General features: G+C 72.5%; 14 protein-coding genes. 3 read left to right on the forward strand and 11 right to left on the reverse strand.

The window, feature by feature from the left end:
- Positions 1 to 4: 4 nt before the first annotated feature.
- Positions 5 to 943 (forward strand): ectoine hydroxylase, encoded by a 939-nt coding sequence (thpD, locus tag AB0G59_RS11100; RefSeq protein WP_360910252.1) that lies wholly within the window; start codon positions 5 to 7, stop codon positions 941 to 943.
- On the opposite strand, the gene AB0G59_RS11105 is transcribed toward thpD, so the two are convergent.
- From AB0G59_RS11105 to AB0G59_RS11135, 7 genes are all read right to left on the reverse strand, one after another.
- On the reverse strand, positions 900 to 2,027 hold the full coding sequence (locus AB0G59_RS11105; protein WP_360910255.1) for a hypothetical protein: 1,128 nt from the start codon (positions 2,025 to 2,027) through the stop codon (positions 900 to 902). The two genes, thpD and AB0G59_RS11105, sit on opposite strands and share 44 nt — an antisense overlap.
- A 20-nt stretch (positions 2,028 to 2,047) precedes the next feature.
- A complete protein-coding gene (locus AB0G59_RS11110) occupies positions 2,048 to 2,971 on the reverse strand; it encodes a methyltransferase domain-containing protein (protein ID WP_360910257.1) in 924 nt (307 codons plus the stop codon).
- Between the two features lie 53 nt (positions 2,972 to 3,024).
- Complete coding sequence (locus tag AB0G59_RS11115; protein WP_360910259.1) at positions 3,025 to 3,984, reverse strand: ornithine carbamoyltransferase; 960 nt, start codon at positions 3,982 to 3,984, stop codon at positions 3,025 to 3,027.
- A gap of 89 nt (positions 3,985 to 4,073) precedes the next feature.
- Entirely contained in the window at positions 4,074 to 5,000 is a 927-nt protein-coding gene (locus AB0G59_RS11120) for a diiron oxygenase (RefSeq protein ID WP_360910261.1), read from the reverse strand.
- Entirely contained in the window at positions 5,000 to 6,097 is a 1,098-nt protein-coding gene (locus tag AB0G59_RS11125; RefSeq protein WP_360910263.1) for a pyridoxal-phosphate dependent enzyme, read from the reverse strand. Before AB0G59_RS11125 ends, AB0G59_RS11120 begins: the two co-directional genes overlap by 1 nt.
- A gap of 310 nt (positions 6,098 to 6,407) precedes the next feature.
- Positions 6,408 to 7,925: an MFS transporter gene (locus AB0G59_RS11130; protein ID WP_360910265.1), complete on the reverse strand. Its 1,518-nt coding sequence runs from the start codon at positions 7,923 to 7,925 to the stop codon at positions 6,408 to 6,410.
- Positions 7,926 to 8,343: 418 nt separating this feature from the next.
- Positions 8,344 to 9,273, reverse strand: coding sequence for a polysaccharide deacetylase (locus AB0G59_RS11135; RefSeq protein WP_360910267.1), 930 nt, complete (start codon positions 9,271 to 9,273; stop codon positions 8,344 to 8,346).
- Positions 9,274 to 9,552: 279 nt separating this feature from the next.
- Between AB0G59_RS11135 and AB0G59_RS11140 the strand changes: the two genes are divergently transcribed.
- Together AB0G59_RS11140 and AB0G59_RS11145 are read left to right on the forward strand one after the other, a co-directional pair.
- A complete protein-coding gene (locus AB0G59_RS11140) occupies positions 9,553 to 11,436 on the forward strand; it encodes an NHL repeat-containing protein (RefSeq protein ID WP_360910269.1) in 1,884 nt (627 codons plus the stop codon).
- Between the two features lie 640 nt (positions 11,437 to 12,076).
- On the forward strand, positions 12,077 to 12,847 hold the full coding sequence (locus AB0G59_RS11145) for a hypothetical protein (protein ID WP_360910271.1): 771 nt from the start codon (positions 12,077 to 12,079) through the stop codon (positions 12,845 to 12,847).
- 102 nt (positions 12,848 to 12,949) lie between these two features.
- On the opposite strand, the gene AB0G59_RS11150 is transcribed toward AB0G59_RS11145, so the two are convergent.
- The 4 genes from AB0G59_RS11150 to AB0G59_RS11165 are packed head-to-tail and all read right to left on the reverse strand — an operon-like array spanning position 12,950 to position 17,628.
- Entirely contained in the window at positions 12,950 to 14,185 is a 1,236-nt protein-coding gene (locus tag AB0G59_RS11150) for an MFS transporter (protein ID WP_360910273.1), read from the reverse strand.
- A 13-nt stretch (positions 14,186 to 14,198) separates the two neighbouring features.
- Complete coding sequence (locus tag AB0G59_RS11155) at positions 14,199 to 14,960, reverse strand: inositol monophosphatase family protein (protein ID WP_360910275.1); 762 nt, start codon at positions 14,958 to 14,960, stop codon at positions 14,199 to 14,201.
- Positions 14,961 to 14,969: 9 nt separating this feature from the next.
- Positions 14,970 to 15,407, reverse strand: a complete 438-nt coding sequence (locus AB0G59_RS11160; RefSeq protein WP_360910277.1) for an NUDIX domain-containing protein — start codon at positions 15,405 to 15,407, stop codon at positions 14,970 to 14,972.
- A 16-nt stretch (positions 15,408 to 15,423) separates the two neighbouring features.
- Positions 15,424 to 17,628 carry a bifunctional SDR family oxidoreductase/aminotransferase class I/II-fold pyridoxal phosphate-dependent enzyme gene (locus AB0G59_RS11165; protein WP_360910279.1) on the reverse strand — a complete coding sequence of 735 codons (2,205 nt, stop codon included), beginning with the start codon at positions 17,626 to 17,628 and terminating at the stop codon, positions 15,424 to 15,426.
- Positions 17,629 to 17,688: the final 60 nt, after the last annotated feature.

The following is a 17,688-nucleotide window of genomic DNA, read 5'->3' on the forward strand; positions in this document are numbered from 1 at the left end:
GGCGATGTCCTCCTCCCCCGCGCCCGGCACCGCGCACGACCCCTATCCCACCCGCTATGTCACCGAGTCGGTCCCGGTCGAGCGAAGCCACCCCGTCGTCTGGGGAGACGGCACGGACGGGCCGCTGGACGCCGGGCGGCTGGCGGCGTACGAGCGCGACGGCTTCCTCTCCTTCGACGCGCTGCTCAGCGAGGAGCAGGTCGCGCGATGCCGGGCGGAAATCGGGCGGATGACCGCCGACAGTTCCCTGCGCGGCACCGAGCGCATGGTGATGGAGCCCGACTCCGACGGCATCCGTTCGCTCTTCGAAGTGCACGAGCTGTCCGAGGTGTTCGGCGCCGTCATCCGCTCCGATCCGCTCGCCTCGCTGGCGCGCCAGATCCTCGGTTCGGAGGTGTACGTCCACCAGAGCCGGGTGAACTACAAAGCGGCCTTCGGGGGTTCGCCGTTCGGCTGGCATTCCGACTTCGAGACCTGGCATTCCGAGGACGGCATGCCCGCGCCCCGGGCGCTGAGCCTGTCCATCGCGCTCACGAAGAACATGCCGTTCAACGGCCCCCTGATGATCATTCCGGGTTCGCACCGGACGTTCGTCCCCTCGGTCGGCGAAACGCCCGCCGACTACCACAAGCTGTCGTTGCTGGGGAAGAACCTGCCGGCCGGCTCGGCCGACCGGGCGGGTGTGACGGCCCTGGCCGAGCGGCACGGCATCCGGCAGTTCACGGGGGCGCCCGGTTCGGCCGTCATGTTCGACTGCAACTGCCTCCACGCCTCCAGCGGAAACGTCTCGCCCTTCCCGCGCACCAACCTCTTCGTGGTCTACAACAGCGTGCGCAACCCCCTCGGCGTCCCCTACGCGGCCCCCCGGCCGCGCCCCCGCTATCTGGCCAACCGCGACGTCATCCCGGTCCCCCGGACGGATTCGGGGCCCGGCGGCCGATGAGGCGGGCCACCTCCCGCGTCGTATAGCCGCGCTCGAAGTGGCGCGGTTCGGAGAGCATGCGCGCCACGAGGCCGAGCAGCATCCGCGCGTACTCCCGCTGCGGGCCGGGCCACGCCGAGGCGTCCAGCATCCAGGGCTCGGTCGCCTCCGACAGGTCGGCCGTGCCCTGGCGGATGAGGGTCTTGGACAGCTTGGCGCCGGAGTCGGAGAGCACCACCGGTGTGAAGACCCGCGGCGGCGGCAGGGCGCCCGGGTAGCACAGGAACGCCTCGTCCACGAGGCGGCAGCCCGGCGCCCAGTCCGCCCCCTTGACGATCACGGGCAGCGCGTCCTCGCGGTCGGCCACCCGTTCCTTGACGAGGTTGCGGTGCAGGGTCGTCAGCCCTATGAACGCCTCCGTCCCCGGCGCGACCTCCACCCGGTACTTGCCGTGCTCGAGGCAGACCGCCGCGAAGTGGGCCTCCCGGGCACCGGCCGAGAGCAGCTCGGTCTGCTCGCCGTGCTTCTGCGACCAGCCGCAGCGCGGGCACGGAAAGCTGACCGGCACCGTGCCGCTGGAGGGCGCGAGCACCCAGCGCAGCCGGTCCATCAGCTCCAGCGACGCCAGGAACTCCTCCCGGAAGCCACGCCCCGACTGCTGGTCCGTGTACGTCTCCACCTCGTACGGGACGCCCGTGGCCGCGGACAGCTCGTCGAAGAGCCCGCCGTAGTACCGCCCGACCAGTTCCCCGACGTGGGCCGCGCCGAGGACGTACCCGAAGGAGCGCTCGTAGAGGCTGCCGGTCTCCGGGCAGCGGCGGGTCTCGTACGGGGCGTTGTCCAGGGCCCCGAAGCGTACGAGGACCCGCACCCCGAAGCGTTCCCGCGCCGCCCGCGCGAGCAGGAAGGCGGCGGTCTGCATGACGTTGGTCCCCAGGTGGGGGGTGCCGTTGATCTGGACGCCCGCGTACAGCACGACGCGGTCGTGGCCCGAGGCCAGCAGCCGGGGGCGGATGAAGTCGGCGCTGTGCAGCACCGCGCCGGCGGTGACGCTGACGGGCGAGACGAGCGCCGGGAGCGCCGGATGCGCTGCGTCGTCGTTCACGTGTCCTCGTCTCCTTCGGCTCACCAGTGGTGGCGGACCGCGGCCGCCGGCAGGTCCAGGACCCGCAGGGGGCCTCTCCAGCCGTCCGGGCGCGGTCCGTCCAGGGCCTCCAGGCGGGAGGTGCGTGAGCGGGCGGCGATGCGCAGCAGCCCGAGCAGCCCGTCCCCGGAGAGCCTGTCGTGCGCGGTGGCCGTGCCCGGCCCCGTCCAGCGGCAGGCCAGGCCCACGATGAAGTAGGCGGGCACGCCGTCGCCCGGGCGCCACAGGACCGCCTCGCCCGCCTCTTCCAAAGCGAGCACCTGCTCCATGTTGGCCAGGGTGAACTCGCCCAGCGGCAGCGGGCAGAGCGTGACGGCGTGCACGCGGTAGCCGGCCGCCTCCAGCAGCTGTACGGCCTTGCGGGGCGTGGAGTAGCTGCCGATCGTCAGCCCCAGGTCGCTGCGGAGCGCACGGCCGTGCCCGATGATCGCCGGAGCCCACTTCAGTCCGTCGGGGCCCCCGCTGATGGAGCGGCGCCGCACGTCGGCCTGCGGGGTGAGCGGGACGTAGGGCGGGTTGCTGGTGACCACCAGCGGCCGGGGCAGCGGGGCGGGGGCGGTGGCCAGCAGTTCCCCGGTGGTCATGCGCGCGAAGTCGCCGCGGGCCACGGTGACGCGGCCGTCGCCGTTGCGGGAGGCGTAGTGCTCGCTCGCCCAGGCCACCGTCTCCGCGCCCGAGTCGACCCCGTGGACGCGGGCGGCCCCGGCGCGGGCCATCGCTGCGGCCGCCGCACCGCTGCCCGATCCCAGGTCGAGGACGGAGCAGCCCTCGGTGAACAGGTCCTGGGCCACCCACACCCCGATCTCGGTGTCGGCCGGTTCGAAGAAGACCTGCGGGCAGCTGGGCGGGACGAGGTCGGTCCCGGTCAGGTGCGCGTAGGACAGGACACGGGAGACGTTCGGCATGAGGACCCCTGTCGGTGAAGTGGTATGGGCTCGGTCGGGCGGGCTCGGGGGTGTCAGCCGTGCGGCGCGGCGGCCCACTCCAGCACCGCCATCGCGCTGGACAGCTTCATGGCCGCCTGGGTCCAGGCCAGCGACCGGGGGCCGTCCAGGACGCGGCCGGCGACCTCGTCGCCCCGGTGGGCGGGCAGGTCGTGCATGAACGACGCCCGGGGCCAGCGGTCCAGCAGCGCCTCATCGACGTGGAAGGGCCGGAAGGCCTCCCTCCAGTCGGGGTCGTGCTTGAGCGTGCCGGTGGTCTGCCAGCGGGTGGTGTAGACGACGTCCACGTCGCTGGGGGCGGGCTCGAGGGCGTGGACCTCCTCGACGACCGCGCCGACCGTGCCCGCCCGGCGCTCGGCCGTGCGCAGTTCGTCCCGTGGCAGGCCGTATCCGGGCGGGGTGGCGAAGGTGACGTGGGCGCCGGGGACGGCGGCGAGGCCGTGCGCGAGGGCGACGGCGGTGTTGTTGCCCTCGCCGACGTAGAGCACCCGGATACCGGTGAGGTCGCCGAAGGTGAGGGCGAGGGTGGCGAGGTCGCACACGCCCTGGCTGGGGTGCTCCTGCGCCGCCATCGCGTTGACGACGGGCAGCCCGCCCTGGCGGGAGAGCTGCCGCAGTTCGTCGAGGGGGCCGGCGGTGCGGGCTATGAGGAGGTCGAGCATCGAGCCGAGGACCCGCCCGGTGTCGGCGAGCGACTCCCCGGTGTTCAGCTGCAGATCGCCGGGGCCGAAGGCGACGGGGGCCGCGCCCAGCCGGATGGCGCCGACGGTGAAGGCGGTACGGGTACGGGTCGAGGATCTGGTGAACAGCACGCCCGCCACCTGGCCGTCCAGGGGGCGGTCGTGGGCCCTGGCGTCGTGGAAGAGCTCGACCGAGCGCGCGGTGAGGCCCGTGATGAGCGGGGGTGGCAGCTCGGCCAGCGAGAACAGGCCGTACTCCTGGCCGGGGCCTCGCGGGATGGGGGTGTCGCCCATCGAAAACCTCACTCCTCGGGTCGGGTGGAGGGCCCGGCTCCTGGCCGCACCCCGTGGCGGGCCGGCCGCGGCCGGCCCCGGACCGCTCGTCAGCGCAGCAACTCGGCCGTGGCGAAGGCGTCCCGGCCTCCGGGCACGTCCAGCACCCCGGTCTCCTCGAACAGCCGTACAGCGTGCCGGGAAGCCCTCCTGACGTCCTCGTCGACCCGCCGCGCCGGATAGGAGTCCGCCACGACGTCGGCCACCGCGGCCGGGCCGAGGCCGGCGGCGGCCAGCGAGGCCCGCACCGGGCGCAGGTCGGGCAGCAGGCTGGAGCGGATCAGGCCGGGCAGGCAGCGGGCGACGCGGGCCCGCAGGGGTGCGGGCTGCTGGGCCCACAGCTCGCGGAAGAGCGCGGAGAAGAAGGCGTGGTGCCAGCCCTCGTCCCGCGCGTGGTCGCGGACGATGTCGCGGACGACCGTCAGGACGCCGGCGTCCTTGGGCACGTCGTTGAGGATCGACGTGATCAGCGTTTCGAAGACCACGACCTGCAGGAGCTGGGCCAGCGGGCCCTCGTCCGGCAGGGCCCGCTCCCCCACCGCGTCCAGCCGGGCCAGGAAGGGCCCGAAGTCGTAGGGGGCGGGCGGGATTCCGGACGCCCGGGAGACCTGGTCGATGACGTCGAGGCTGTAGAGGGAGTGGTACCCCTCGTCGACGTAGATGCGGTAGGCGTCGAGGCGGGTCGCGGTGGAGGCCCGCAGTCCGCTGCGGCCGCCGGCGATGCGGTCGGTGGCCCGGTTGACCACCCGGGTCTCGAACTGCGCGGTGAATCCGAGGTAGTGGTAGAGGTGCCGGGCGAGCAGGGCCCGCCGCCGGTCGGCGGGCAGGGCCCGTACCAGCGGATGGTCGAGGTAGGGGACGAGCGCGGGCGGGAAGAACAGCTGTCCGCGCTCCAGTTCGTCGCCGAGGACGCGGCGCGGGCAGGAGCGTACGCCGGCGCGTTCGTCCCACTCGCGACGGGGTTCGGCCGCGGTCATCACGACCGTCCCTTCGGGGGTTCGCCGGGTGCGGGCGCTCTGCGGGCCGCGGACCAGGCCGCGCCCGAGGCGGCGGGGTCGCGCGGCGGATGGTGCACGGCGACGATCTCGACGCCTCGGCCCACGTCCACGGGCGCCAGGCCCTGGCGGTCCCTCCAGGAGGCGGAGTACACGCTGTCGAGGTAGCGGTCGGCGCCGTCGGGGCACAGGCACGCCACGCTGGTGCGCCGGGAGGAGGCCCTGAAGAGCCGCAGGGCCGTCGCGATCAGCGCGCCCGAACTGCCGCCGACGCCCACGCCGGTGGACTCCGCGAGCCACAGGCAGGCGCTGACCGCCTCCTGGGGCGTGACCCAGACGGTGGGGCGGTGGCCGTCGGGCAGGAACGCCGAGCGGCGGCTGGCGCCGATGCCGGACAGGACGCGCCGCCCGGAGCCGGCGCCGAGGGCCGCCGAGCCGACGACGTCGACGCCGACCAGCTCCCAGTCGGGCCGGGCCGCGAGCGCGTAGTCGCGGAAGCCCGCCAGGGTGCCGCCCGTGGAGACCGCCACCAGCACGCTCGTCGGCCCCTCCGGTATCTGCGCGCGTAGCTCGGGGGCGGTCTCGCGGGCGTGCACCGCGGGGTTGGCCGGGTTGGCGTACTGATCGGGCCAGACCAGCCGGGGCTGGACGGACAGCCGTTCCCGGATCAGGGCGAGCCTGCTGAGCAGGTAGCCGCCGGCGCCGTCGGGCTCGTCGACGGTGACCACGCGTCCGTCGAGCGCGCGTACGGCGTCCACGAGGGACGCGCTGCTCCGGGGGTCCACGACGGCGGTGAACGGCACCCCGTTGGTCGCCGCGACGGCGGCGAGGGCGAGGCCGAGATTGCCCGAGGTCGATTCGATGATGCCGAATTCCGGGTCCACCCGGTCGGCGACATCCTGCCACAGGGCGAGCGCGGTACGGCCCTTTACGGATCCGTGCGGATTGTGTGACTCCAATTTGAGCCACAGGACGGTCGGATATCCGTCGACGGACAGGTGTAAAGCGACAACCGGGGTGAGCGGCACCGGAGATCCGCCTTCCCTTGGCGGATTCGCGGGTCCGGTCGCAAGGCCCACCAAGACGCCTCCCCGAGACTGCCCGGCACCGGCCCCTTCGCCGACCCGGGAAACCTGCCCCCGGATCTTCGAATTTATGGGGCGGGCCGCACCTACTGCAAGGTAGTGAACGCGCCAGGTTCACCGGGGAGGATTCCATGACAGCCGCATAATTGCCTGCCCTGGAAGGGAAGTCAGCGCCTTCCGCCGACGGCCCGGGAGTCCGGCGACCGCGCGGTGCGCGGTCTTTTCCGTGGCCGGATCTCCCGGGAGGGCGAGGGCGAGCGGTGCCGGACGCGTCCGGCACCGCTCGCCCCGCGGCCCGCCGCCGTCAGCGGGGTGGCTGGTCGGAGGTGTCGTCGGTGGCTCTGGCCGGGCCGGGCAGCCGGGCCGTGTCCGGGGGCCTGATGCCTTCGCTCGCGTTGGCCGTCGACTCCAGGGCGGGGGTGGGGCGCTGGGGGCCCTTCGCCGCCGAGGGGGTCCCCGGCGTCGCGGGGGCCATCGGGACGACGGGGGCCGCGGCCCGCTTGACGACGGCGGTGCCCATCACCTTGCCCATCGTCGCCGTGCCCACCACGGGGCCCTCGGCCACGGGTGTGCTGGACGGCACGGGCACGCCGGGCAGCATCCGGGCACGGTAGAGCATGGCCACCGCGCCCGCCGAGGCCAGCCCGAAGGACAGGCAGCACACCCAGGGCAGCCAGTAGAGGCCGGCCTGCTTGCCGATGTCCATGGCCCGGCCGACCACGGCGTTGCCGCCGGTGGCGGCGATGCCGGAGAAGACGTAGAAGAGCCCGAAGTACGTACCGGTCAGGCTCTCGCGGCCGAACTGCGGGATCAGCTCCATCGCCGTCGGGTGAGCCACCATGATGCCGAAGAAGAGCATGACCGATCCGGTCACCATGACGAGCGTCCGCGCCATCGCCTCGCTCGTGCTGCCCGGCGGCTCACTGCCGCACACCAGCAGGGGCGGCAGGAAGCTCACCCCCATGATGACGAGCCCCGAGCTCACCCACCGGGTGCCGCCGCCGTTGCGTTCCAGGGCTCTGGTGATGCGCAGCTGGAACATCATGTTGGCGATGGCCCCCGCGGCCAGCAGCACGCCTGCCGCGCCCTTCCAGCCCGAGGCGTCCAGCGCCCCTTCCGGCAGGAGCAGGTAGAGCTGGTTCTCCATGGTGAACATGCCGGTGGTGGCGAGGGAGAACAGCAGGAACCTGCGGTTGCAGCACGCTTCGCGCCAGTCCGCCAGGACCGTGGCGGAGGGGCCGCGCGGCGGAGCCCCGCGCGTGGGCAGGACCATGGCCTGGGCGATGGTCAGCAGCCCGAAGACCGCGGCGGCCACCAGGGCGCACAGCCGGAAGTCGGCGAGGAACAGCACGCTGCCCAGGAGGAGTCCGATGAGGGAGCCGCTGGTGGCGTAGACGTTGAGGAGCGCGAAGGCCTCGGCCTTGCGTTCGCCCGACTCCAGCGCGACGTAGGTGCGTACGGCCGGGTAGAACAGGGCCGCCGCCAGGCCGGTGAGCACGGAGGCGCACAGCAGCAGCCACAGCGAGCTCCCGAAGGCGAAGAGGGCGAAGCCCACGGTCCGTAGCGCGCACCCGGTGATGATCACCACGCGCGGGCCCAGCCGGTCGGCCGCGGAGCCGCCCAGGATGAACAGGCCCTGCTGGCTGAGATTCCGCGCTCCGAGCACCAGGCCGACAAGCGCGGCCGACATTCCCAGACCTTGTTCCAGGTATGCCGCCAGAAACGGCATCAGGAGATAGAACCCGATGTCGATTCCAAACTGGTTGAACAATAGCAATCGCAATGCGAGGGAGAAGTCGCGGGTCGCCCGAATGTTTCTCATGCGCGTTCCTGGATCCAGCCCGGGCAGGCGAGAGCACCCTGGAACCAAGGGCGCGCCATACGACCGGGGGGTTTGACGGTGCGCCAAGCGGCGGGGACGGCGACCGGGTCGACCTCAGGCTTCTTCCTGATCAGAAGCCTGATCAAGGGTCAGAGCGCCCCGGTATCCAGCTCGTCGGCTCGCTTGTCCGTTCGCAGGAACGGCCGCACACGCTGACTTTTGAGTGGGCGGTCGATCATATGCTTTTGCGGTGCATCCTCACTGACCCCCGATTGCTCTCGGAAGATGAGCAGAGGACACTTTAGCAAAGCAACCTGTTTCCCAACAGTGCGGGAAGACGTGCGGTATCACCACGGGGCTCGAAGCGTCGGCACCGAATTGCTTCCGGTTGTTTCTTCGAGCGCTGGAACGACCGTGCTTACGAACTGGCCTCCGAGCACTCCTTTACGTACCGGGCGACTTCCGCGTGCGTGGCGAACCAGATGCCGTCGTGGCCGGCGATGTGCTCCAGCAGTTCGTCCAGGACCACGATGCGCGAGCGGTGCCCGATGACATGCGGATGCATCGTCAACTGGAAGAGCCCGCCCTCCGCATAGGCGAGGTCGAACTCATCACGCCATATTCCGCCGATGACTTGGCGCGGCATGCCGTGCGGGCGCAGCGGCGAGTACCGGTCCATCTCGAAGTAGATGTCGTCGTCTCGGATCCACTCCGGTGGGAGTTCGACGATGCCGGTTGGTTCCCCGTCGGCGAGGATTTCGTAAGGGTCGTCGTCGGCCATCAGCGAGGAGTCGTAGAGCAGGCCGAGTTCGCGGCTGATGTCCAGGGTGTGGTCGCTGAAGTCCCAGGAGGGGGTGCGTATTCCGACGGGTCGCGTGCCGCTGAGCCGTTCCAGGGTGTCCGCGCACCGGAAGGCGAGGTCGCGCTCGTCCTTGGGTTCGAGCTCCATGTTGCGTTCGTGGATCCAGCCGTGGATGCCGACCTCGTGGCCGCGCTCCGTATAGCCGCGGGCTTCCTGAGGGCGCATCAGGGCGGAGACGGCCGGCATGAAGAAGGTGGCGGGGATGGAGCGCCGCTCCAGCAGCGCGAGCACGCGCGGCACTCCCCTGCGGGCGCCGTACTCGCCTTGCGAGAGCTTGCCGGGGCCGGTCTGGCCGTCGCGCAGCGGGATGGTCTCGTGGTCGGTGTCGAAGGACAGCGCCACGGCCGCCCGGGCGCCCTGCGGCCATCCGTCGGGCTTGAGGCTGCGGCCCGCCCGGACGCGGTCGACGTGCCCGCGCCACTCGCGCTCCTCCCACTGCCAGGGGTGGCGCTGCGGCGAGGGTTCGCGACGGTCGGGTGCGGCCATGGTCGACTCCTCGCTCTCGGGCTCGCTCACGCACGGGCCGGCGGCGCCGGGCCCCGCCATCCTGACAGCCCGTCAGTCGACGGTCACGGGGGTGAACGCGCCACCCCGACGTTGGCCGGAAGTCCCGTCGCCCGTTCCTGACGGCCTGTCGGCCGCGCGGCGCCGGAGCCTAACGTGGGGCGACGCGGCCGGAATTCGACGCGCGCCCGGCCCGCCGCGACGCCGCGGCGATCCCTTGGGTGCGTCCCCGCAGCGGCCGCCCCACGAGGAGGGTCGACCATGACGGCCATCGACGGTCCGGGCGCGGGTGCCGCGCCCACCGGCGTACGCATCATCACCACCATCGCGGGCACGGGCGAGGCCCGTTCCGACGGCGACGGCGGGCCCGCGTCCCGCGCGGGCCTCGACCAGCCGCGGGCCCTGGCGGCGGACGCCGCCAAAGGCGTGTACGTGGCGGAGTGGAAGGGCCACCGGATACGCCGCATCGCCCCCGACGGCACCATCACCACCGTCGCCGGCACCGGCAAGCCCGGCTTCGGCGGCGACGGCGGACCGGCCGTCGAGGCCCTGGTCCACGAGCCCGGGGGCCTCGTCGTCGACGCCGAGGGCGGCCTGTATCTCGCCGACTACTGGAATCACCGCATCCGTCGGATCTCCCCCGACGGCGTCATCACCACCGTCGCGGGCACGGGCTTCGCGGGCCACGGCGGCGACGGCGGGCCCGCCCTCCTGGCCCGCTTCGCCGAGCCGCGCGGCCTGGCCCTCGACGGCGCGGGAAACCTGTACGTGGCGGAGTGGAAGGGCCACCGGGTGCGCCGCATCGCCCCCGACGGCACCATCACCACCGTCGCCGGCACCGGCGAACCCGGCTTCGGCGGCGACGGCGTCGAGGCGACCGCCTCCGCGCTGCGCAACCCCATCGACGTGGCGGTCGGCGGCGACGGCGTCCTCTACATCGCCGACTGCTGGACCCACCGGGTCCGCGCGGTGTCCCCCGACGGCGTGATCACCACGATCGCCGGCACGGGCCTGCCCGGCTACGACGGTGACGGCGGGCCCGCCGCCCGGACCCGCCTGGACCAGCCGCGCGGCGTCGACCTCGACGCGGCCGGGCGGCTGTACATCGCCGACTCCCTCAACCAGCGGGTGCGCGTGGTCACGCCGGACGGCCTGATCTCCACGGTGGCGGGCGGCAGCGCCCCGGAGCACGACGAGGACGGCGGGCGGGCGCTCGGCGCGGAGCTGTACTTCCCGCGCGCGGTCGCGGTGGCCGGCGACGACCTCCTCGTGGCCGAGTGCGACAGCCACCGGGTGCGCCGGATCTTCACGGTCGCGGGCCTGTCGGACCCGGCCCGCACGGGCGGCGGCGCGCAGGAGGTGCCTCTCGAGCCGGTCACCCCGGCGACCGTGCAGCGCAACCACGAGTTCGCCCTGGGCGCGAGGATCGGGGCCGCCGCGGCCACGGAGGGGCTGACCGTCGAACTCGCCCTGCCCGAGGGCCTGGTCGGCGCGGCGGACGGCACGCGAGGGCCCCTGCGGCGTACGTATCCGGGGCCGGAGGCGGGTCCGGCCGGCGCCACGGCCGACGGGGTCTTCCGGGTGCGGGCGCCCGAGACCACACCGCCCGGGCGCTACGACGCCACGCTCACGGTGCTCCGGGGGAAGGGCCCGGCGGCGCACCGCACGGAGCTCGCCCTCTCCGTCGTGGTGGCCACCCCGCTGCCGGTCTCCGACGAGCAGGCGCTGACCGTCCTGCAGGAGAACGTCCCCCAGGCCGCGCCCGGTGCGGCGGCGGTCCTCGACGTCGCCTACCTCGCCCCCGCGGGCCGGCCGGTCAACCCCGGGCGGATCGCTCAGCGCTTCACCGCCCCGACCGGCTTCGCCTTCGACGGCCGGCCGCTGTTCCGCTACCCGCACGCGCTCGGCGGCACGGTCGCCAAGCGGGTGGGATACCGGATGGAGGACAGCGGCAGGACGCTCGTCGTATGGGCCAACCCCCACATCAACACGGTCGCGGCCGACAGCGGCCGGCTGGTGTGCACACTGCCGCTGCGGGCCCTGCCGGACGCGGCGCCGGGCCGGTACGAGGACGGCTCGGCCGAGGTCGGCGGCCTGGCACCGGTGCCTCTGGTGGCGACGGTGGTGACGGCCGGGGCGCACTGACCGGAAGGCCGATCGGACTGCTGGGCACCCTCTTCTGTCGACTTGTCATCAAATGGCGGATGCATTCGCTCTGCCCATTCGCCCGCTTATATGCCCCGGAAGATGATGAATAGGCACCATACGACAGGCGACAAGTCGATGCGTCACCACATGACAGGAGAGTGCCTTGTCCCGGAGAAAGCGCCCCAGACACTCGGCGGCGAAACACAGGAGGGCCAGGAGGGTGACGGCACGCCGCGCCCTCCTGGTGTCCGCCGTCACGTTCGCGACCTTCACGGCCACGACTCCCCCGGCCCGGGCCGACGCACCGCCCATGCCGCCGGTCAGGGCGTACGACCAGGGCAAGCCGCTGCCCTCCTACGAACCGGTGCTGCGGCACTGCGAGCCGGCCCCGATGACCCTGGTGCCCGGACACCGCAGGGTGGCCTCCGTCACTTCGGCGAAGGTTGTAGCCGAATGCATCTCGATTGGATGGATCCGGGATTGCATGGAAGTCACGATCATGACAAAAAGCCCTCTCCCTTGATCAAAGGGCGGGTAAAGGCCGTATTTTCGGTGCTCCCAACGGAATCGGCGTTGTCACGGCTGAGTGAACTGCGCGCAGAAGACGTTGTTCACCGACCAGAAGAAAGCCTTTCCCATGCGCCGCAACACCGTCCGCCGTACCGCCGTCGCCGCTTCCGCGCTCTCGCTGGCCCTGCTCGTCAGCGCCTGCGGCTCCGACAAGGCCGCCGACGCCAAGCCCGAGGGCAAGGACAAGGGCAAGGAGAGCGCGGCGGCCGCGCCCGCCGGCAAGGCCCTCTCCCAGGCCGAGCTCGACAAGCGCGCCCTGACCGAGAGCGACCTGAAGGACCACAAGGTCGGCAAGGCCACCGAGGCGGACATGGCCTCGGTGAAGAACGTGAACGCCGACAAGGCCGAGTGCAAGCCGGTCCTCGACCTCATGACGCTCCGGCCCGTGGGCACGCCCGCCGCGTCCACGGCGCTCAAGATCATGTCCGTTCCCCAGAAGCCGGCCGAGAACGCCTCGCCCGAGGAGAAGATGAAGGCCGCCCAGGCCATGTTCGCCGGCACGATCACGGCCGACGTGCTCGGCTCGTACGACGACAAGGGTGCCGCGGACTCGCTCGCCAAGGTGCGCGCGGCGGGCACGGCCTGCGCCGGTGGCTTCAGCACGAACGCCAGCGGGGACCTGCCGAAGGTCACCAAGGTCGCCCCGGCCACCTTCAGCGGTGGGGACGAGGCCGTCTCCTTCACCCTCAGCACCGAGCTGGAGGGCACGGCCGGCACGGCCCACCTGGTCGTGGTCCGCAAGGGAAGCACGCTCGCGTCCTTCTACGCGCAGAGCGTCATGGGCAAGGCGGAGCTGCCGAAGGCCGTCATCGACGCCCAGCTGGCCAAGCTCGGCTGATCCCACTGAACCCCGCCCCCCGTCCCGGCCCCTCGGCCGGGACGGGGGGTTCGGTCTGTGCTGCCCGGTGGAGCGGACCGGCCGCCGCGCCTCGTGCCGCGGTCACCGCCGCCCGCCCCGGCGCCCCACGCGTGCCGGCCGGGCCGCGGCCGATCCGGGCTGCCCCTGTGCGGGCCCCAGGACGCCCGCGGCGGCGACCAGCGCGCTCGCCAGCACGGTGACCAGGCCGAACGACACCGTCAGCGAGGTCGCCTGCGCGATCGAGCCCACCGCCGACGGGGCGATCAGCCCCGCGGTGTAGACGATGGTCGCCACGCCCGCGATCGACTGGCTGGGCACGGGCCCCCTCCGCCCGGCGGCCGCGAAGGCCAGCGGCACGACGAGTGCGACGCCCAGCCCCATCAGCCCGAACCCGCCCACCACCGCGGCCGGGTGCACGGCCGTCACCACCACCGCCCCGCCGAGCACCGCGAGCAGGCCGCCCGCGCGTACGGCACGTACCGGCCCGAAGCGTTCCACCAGCCGGTCGCCGGCCAGCCGGGCCACGGCCATGGTGCAGGCGAACGCGGTGGTGGAGACCGCGGCGGCCCCGGGCGAAGTGCCCGCCACGTCCCGCAGATAGACCGCCGACCAGTCCAGGCTCGCCCCCTCCGCGAAGATCGCGCAGAACCCGACCGCACCGATGGCCAGCGCCGACCGCGGCGGCAGGGCGAAGCGCGGCGGCGGCTGCTCGTCCGGAGCGCTCCGCAGGTCCAGCACCCCCTGGCAGACGAGGACGCCGAGCACGGTGAGGACGGCCGAGACGAGGGGCAGATGCAGCCGGGCGTCGACGTCCGCGTGCGCGGCGGCCGTGCCCACCGCGGACCCGGCCAGGACCCCCACGCTCCACATACCGTGCAGACCGGACATGATCGAACGGCCGAGGCGCTGCTCGGTCTCGACCCCGAGCGCGTTCATCGCGACGTCCGCCATCCCGGAGGTGGCGCCGTACGCGAACAGGGCGAGGCACAGCGCGTACAGGCCGGGACAGAAGGCGGGCAGGGCGAGCGAGAGGCACCACAGGACGAGCAGCCCGCGCAGCGCCGCCAGCGCACCGAAGCGGTGGGTGATCCGCCCCGCCAGCGGCATCGCCACCGAGGCGCCGATCGCCGGAGCGGCGAGCGCGATCCCAAGTTCTCCGGCGCTGACGCCCGTGTGGTCCTGGATCCAGGGGACGCGGGTGGCGAAGCTGCCGGTGACCGCGCCGTGGACGGCGAACACCAGCGCGATGGCCCATCGCGCCCGCCGCAGTCGCCCCGCTGAGCAGCCCTGTCCTCCCGCGCCGAGGGCCGTACCCATGGCACCCCTTCCCTCAGTGCCGCAAGGCGTCGGTCAGTGACGTGTGCAGCCGGTCCGTCGCCGCCGCGACGACCGTCCGGGACCGGGCGGCCATCGCGGTCCCGTCCACCGTGGTCGCCGCTCCCCCGGCCTCGCGCACCATGAGCGCCCCGGCCGCGTAGTCCCAGGGGCCGCCGTCCACTTCGACCATCGCGTCCACCCGGCCCGCGGCCAGCGCGCACAGGGCGCCGGCCCCGCACCCGGTCATCCGCAGGGAACGGGTGGAGGGCCACAGCGTCAGCGCGATCCGCTGGGCCTCCTCCTGCCAGGGTTCGTGGGAGGCGGAGCACACGACGACGGCCGCGCTCAGCCGCTCCTCCCCGCTGGTGCGCAGGGGGGAGCCGTTGAGATACGCGCCCTCGCCGAGCCGCGCGTGGTACAGCTCGTCCGTCCCGGGGTCGTAGAACATCCCCAGCCGGACCTCGCCACGGTGGGCGTAGGCGATGCTCACGCCCCACGGTCCGTACCCACGGGCGAAGTTGAGCGTCCCGTCGAGGGGGTCGATCAGCCACAGGTGCTCGTCGCAGTCCCCTTGGGCTCCGCTCTCCTCCGCCAGGATGCCGTGGCCGGGGAAGCGTTCCCGGACGGCCGCGACGATGAGCCGCTCGGAGCGGACGTCCGCCTCCGTGACCAGGTCCCAGCCGGACTTGCTCTCCTGCCGGTAGGCGCCGCTGTGGAAGAGGCCGGACAGGAGCGCGCCGGCGCGGCGTGCGACGTCCGCCATGAAGTCGTCCATCGCGGGCCCCTATCCGGCGCCGTGCACGTGCTGGGCGAAGAGCTCCGCGTGCTGTGCGCGGAACTCCCGCAGGATGGCGTTGTCCTCGTACGCCAGCTCGTGGCCGGCCGCCTGGGCAGGGGTGAACCAGGCGATGTCCTGCCCCTCCGTCAAAACGATGTCGTCGAGGTCGAACGCCGCCTTCGCCCAGAAGGTGTGCTCGGTGCCGTAGGAACGGACGACGGAGCAGTGCGGGTGGACGTCGGCCGGGTCGAGGGCGACGCCCAGCTCCTCCTCGATCTCCCTCCGTATGCATTCCCCGGGGCTTTCCCCTGCTTCCAGATGGCCGCCGGGCAAACACCACCGGTTCGGGAAGGGGATGGACGGCTTGTCGTCGCGCAGGTACAGCAGGACCTCGCCACGGTCGTTCACCAGGATGATGTTGGTGCCGTTGGTCGGCTCGGGCATGTCGGTCGCCCGCCCTTCAGCGCTGGACGGCGAGGGCCGTCTTGCGGACGGCCGCGATGACGCTCTCGACGTCGGCGGGAGTCATCTTCGGGAAGAGCGGCAGCGAGAGGATGCGCTCCGACATGGCCTTGGCCACCGGCAGGTCGTCGGGCCGCAAGCCCAGCTCGTCGCGGTAGTAGGGCTGCAGATGCATCGAGACGAAGTGGACTCCGGTGCCGATGCCCTCGGCCTTCAGGGCGGCCATGAACTCGTCACGGGTGATCGTCAGCCGGTCGGTGCGCAGCTCGAGCACGTACAGGTGGTGGACATGGCGGGAGTCGGACCGCCTGGCGAGCGGGCGCAGGCAGGTCAGATCGGCGAACGCCTCGTCGTAGCGGTGTACGTAGCGCTCGCGTACGGCGATGAACCCCTCCAGCTTGGGCAGTTGGTGGAGGCCGACCGACGCCTGCACGTCGGTCATGTTGTATTTGTAGCCGGGCTGGACGAGCTGCCAGTGCGGAGAGCCGTCGCTCGCCATGCGCTTCCAGGCGTCCTTGGTGATGCCGTGCAGGCTGAGCACCCTGGCCTGGTCCGCCAGCTCGTCGTCGTCCGTGACGAGCAGACCGCCCTCGATGGTGGTCATGTTCTTGGTGGGGTAGAAGCTGAACGCGGCGGCCGTGCTGAGCTTGCCGACCTTGACGCCGCGGTGCTCGGCGCCCAGGGCGTGCGCCGCGTCCTCGATCACGGTCAGTCCGTGCCGCTCCGCGATGGCGTTGATCGCCGTCATGTCGCACGGCTGGCCCGTCATGTGGACGGGCAGGATGACCTTGGTGCGCGGGGTGATGGCGGCCTCGATGAGAGAGGCGTCGATGTTCAGGGTGTCGGCTTCGACGTCGACGAAGACCGGGGTCGCGCCGAGGTGGATGACGACGTTCGCGGTCGCGGGCCAGGAGACCGGGGTGGTGATCACCTCGTCACCGGGGCCCACCCCGGCGGCCGCGAGCGCCACGTGCAGGGCGCCCGTGCAGGAGTTGAGGGCGACCGCGTGCTTGACCCCGAGGTAGGACGCGCACAGCTCCTCGAAGCGCTTGGTCTTGGGTCCCGTGGTCAGCCAGCCGGACCGCAGCGTGTCGAGGACCTCGTTCTCCTCCGCCGTGCCCAGGTCGGGCAGCGCCAGGGGGAGGAAGGAGCGGCGCACGGGCTCCCCGCCGAGGTGCGCGGGCTTCGCCAGTACCTCCTGCAGGGCCCTGACGGTGTGGTAGCGGGAGTCGCCGGCGTCCGGGAACACGCCGTCGGCGAGCGCCTTCTGGATCTCCAGGACGCCGTCGCGCGTGGTGTAGAGCGGGGTGAATCCGGTCGCCCGCTCGAACCGCTGCCCGGAGACCTGGTAGCTGCGCCGGTCGACCTGGTCGGGGACGAAGCGCAGTTCCACGTCGTCGAAGGCCTCCACCACCTGCTGAGCGATGTCGCTCACCCGGTAGTTGGAGCCGGCCACGTTGAACACCCGGCCGCCGGCGATCCGTTCCTGCGGCAGACCGAGGCACCGCAGATAGGCCCGAGCGGCGTCCGCGACGTGGAGGAGGGGGCGCCACTGCTCGCCGTTGCCGTGGACCTGCAAGGAGCCCTTGGTCGCGGCGGACATCGTCATGATGTTGACGACCAGGTCGAAGCGCATGCGAGGCGAGAGGCCGAAGAGGGTGGCCTTGCGCAGCGACACCGGGTGGAACGTCTCCGTCGCCAGGGCGATCAGGGCCTTCTCCGCCTCCAGCTTGGTCCGTGCGTACACGGTCAGCGGGCTGACGGCGTCGTCCTCGGTCCGCTGCTCGTCGCCGGCGGGGCCGTAGACGCTGCACGAGGAGGCGAAGAGGAAGCGGCCGACCCCGCGTTCCCGTGCGGCCTCGGCCAGTTCGATCACCGCGTCGCGGTTGACCGCCTCCGTCCAGCCGGGGTGGAGGTCGCCGGCGGGGTCGTTGCTGAGGGCGGCCAGGGCGACGACGGCGTCGACGCCGTCCAGGAGCGAGGGGTCGAGGTCGCGTACGTCGGCGTGGACCAGGTTCAGCCCGGGGTGGTCGAGCACCGGCTTCAGCACGTCGGTGCCGAAGTAGTACGTGTCGACCGCGGTCACCCGGTATCCCGATTCCAGCAGCAGCGGGACGAGCACCGCACCCAGATATCCGCCGGCGCCGGTGACCAGCACGCTTTCCGAACGCTCCGAGGAATTCGCCGTCGATAAGCCAGTCATACCGCACTCTCCAAGGTCTCGGTGGGGGTGATTCGCCGCCCTGCGGCAGCAGTGGGGTTT

It is taken from the genome of Streptomyces sp. NPDC021096 (assembly GCF_040641275.1).
Lineage (GTDB): Bacteria > Actinomycetota > Actinomycetes > Streptomycetales > Streptomycetaceae > Streptomyces.

Bases quoted from the DNA above. Each gene is read 5' to 3' on its own strand.
- thpD (WP_360910252.1), top strand. From the start codon at position 5: ATGTCCTCCTCCCCCGCGCCCGGCACCGCGCACGACCCCTATCCCACC.
- AB0G59_RS11110 (WP_360910257.1), bottom strand. From the start codon at position 2,971: ATGCCGAACGTCTCCCGTGTCCTGTCCTACGCGCACCTGACCGGGACC.
- AB0G59_RS11115 (WP_360910259.1), bottom strand. From the start codon at position 3,984: ATGGGCGACACCCCCATCCCGCGAGGCCCCGGCCAGGAGTACGGCCTG.
- AB0G59_RS11120 (WP_360910261.1), bottom strand. From the start codon at position 5,000: ATGACCGCGGCCGAACCCCGTCGCGAGTGGGACGAACGCGCCGGCGTA.
- AB0G59_RS11130 (WP_360910265.1), bottom strand. From the start codon at position 7,925: ATGAGAAACATTCGGGCGACCCGCGACTTCTCCCTCGCATTGCGATTG.
- AB0G59_RS11135 (WP_360910267.1), bottom strand. From the start codon at position 9,273: ATGGCCGCACCCGACCGTCGCGAACCCTCGCCGCAGCGCCACCCCTGG.
- AB0G59_RS11140 (WP_360910269.1), top strand. From the start codon at position 9,553: ATGACGGCCATCGACGGTCCGGGCGCGGGTGCCGCGCCCACCGGCGTA.
- AB0G59_RS11145 (WP_360910271.1), top strand. From the start codon at position 12,077: ATGCGCCGCAACACCGTCCGCCGTACCGCCGTCGCCGCTTCCGCGCTC.
- AB0G59_RS11150 (WP_360910273.1), bottom strand. From the start codon at position 14,185: ATGGGTACGGCCCTCGGCGCGGGAGGACAGGGCTGCTCAGCGGGGCGA.
- AB0G59_RS11155 (WP_360910275.1), bottom strand. From the start codon at position 14,960: ATGGACGACTTCATGGCGGACGTCGCACGCCGCGCCGGCGCGCTCCTG.
- AB0G59_RS11160 (WP_360910277.1), bottom strand. From the start codon at position 15,407: ATGCCCGAGCCGACCAACGGCACCAACATCATCCTGGTGAACGACCGT.
- AB0G59_RS11165 (WP_360910279.1), bottom strand. From the start codon at position 17,628: ATGACTGGCTTATCGACGGCGAATTCCTCGGAGCGTTCGGAAAGCGTG.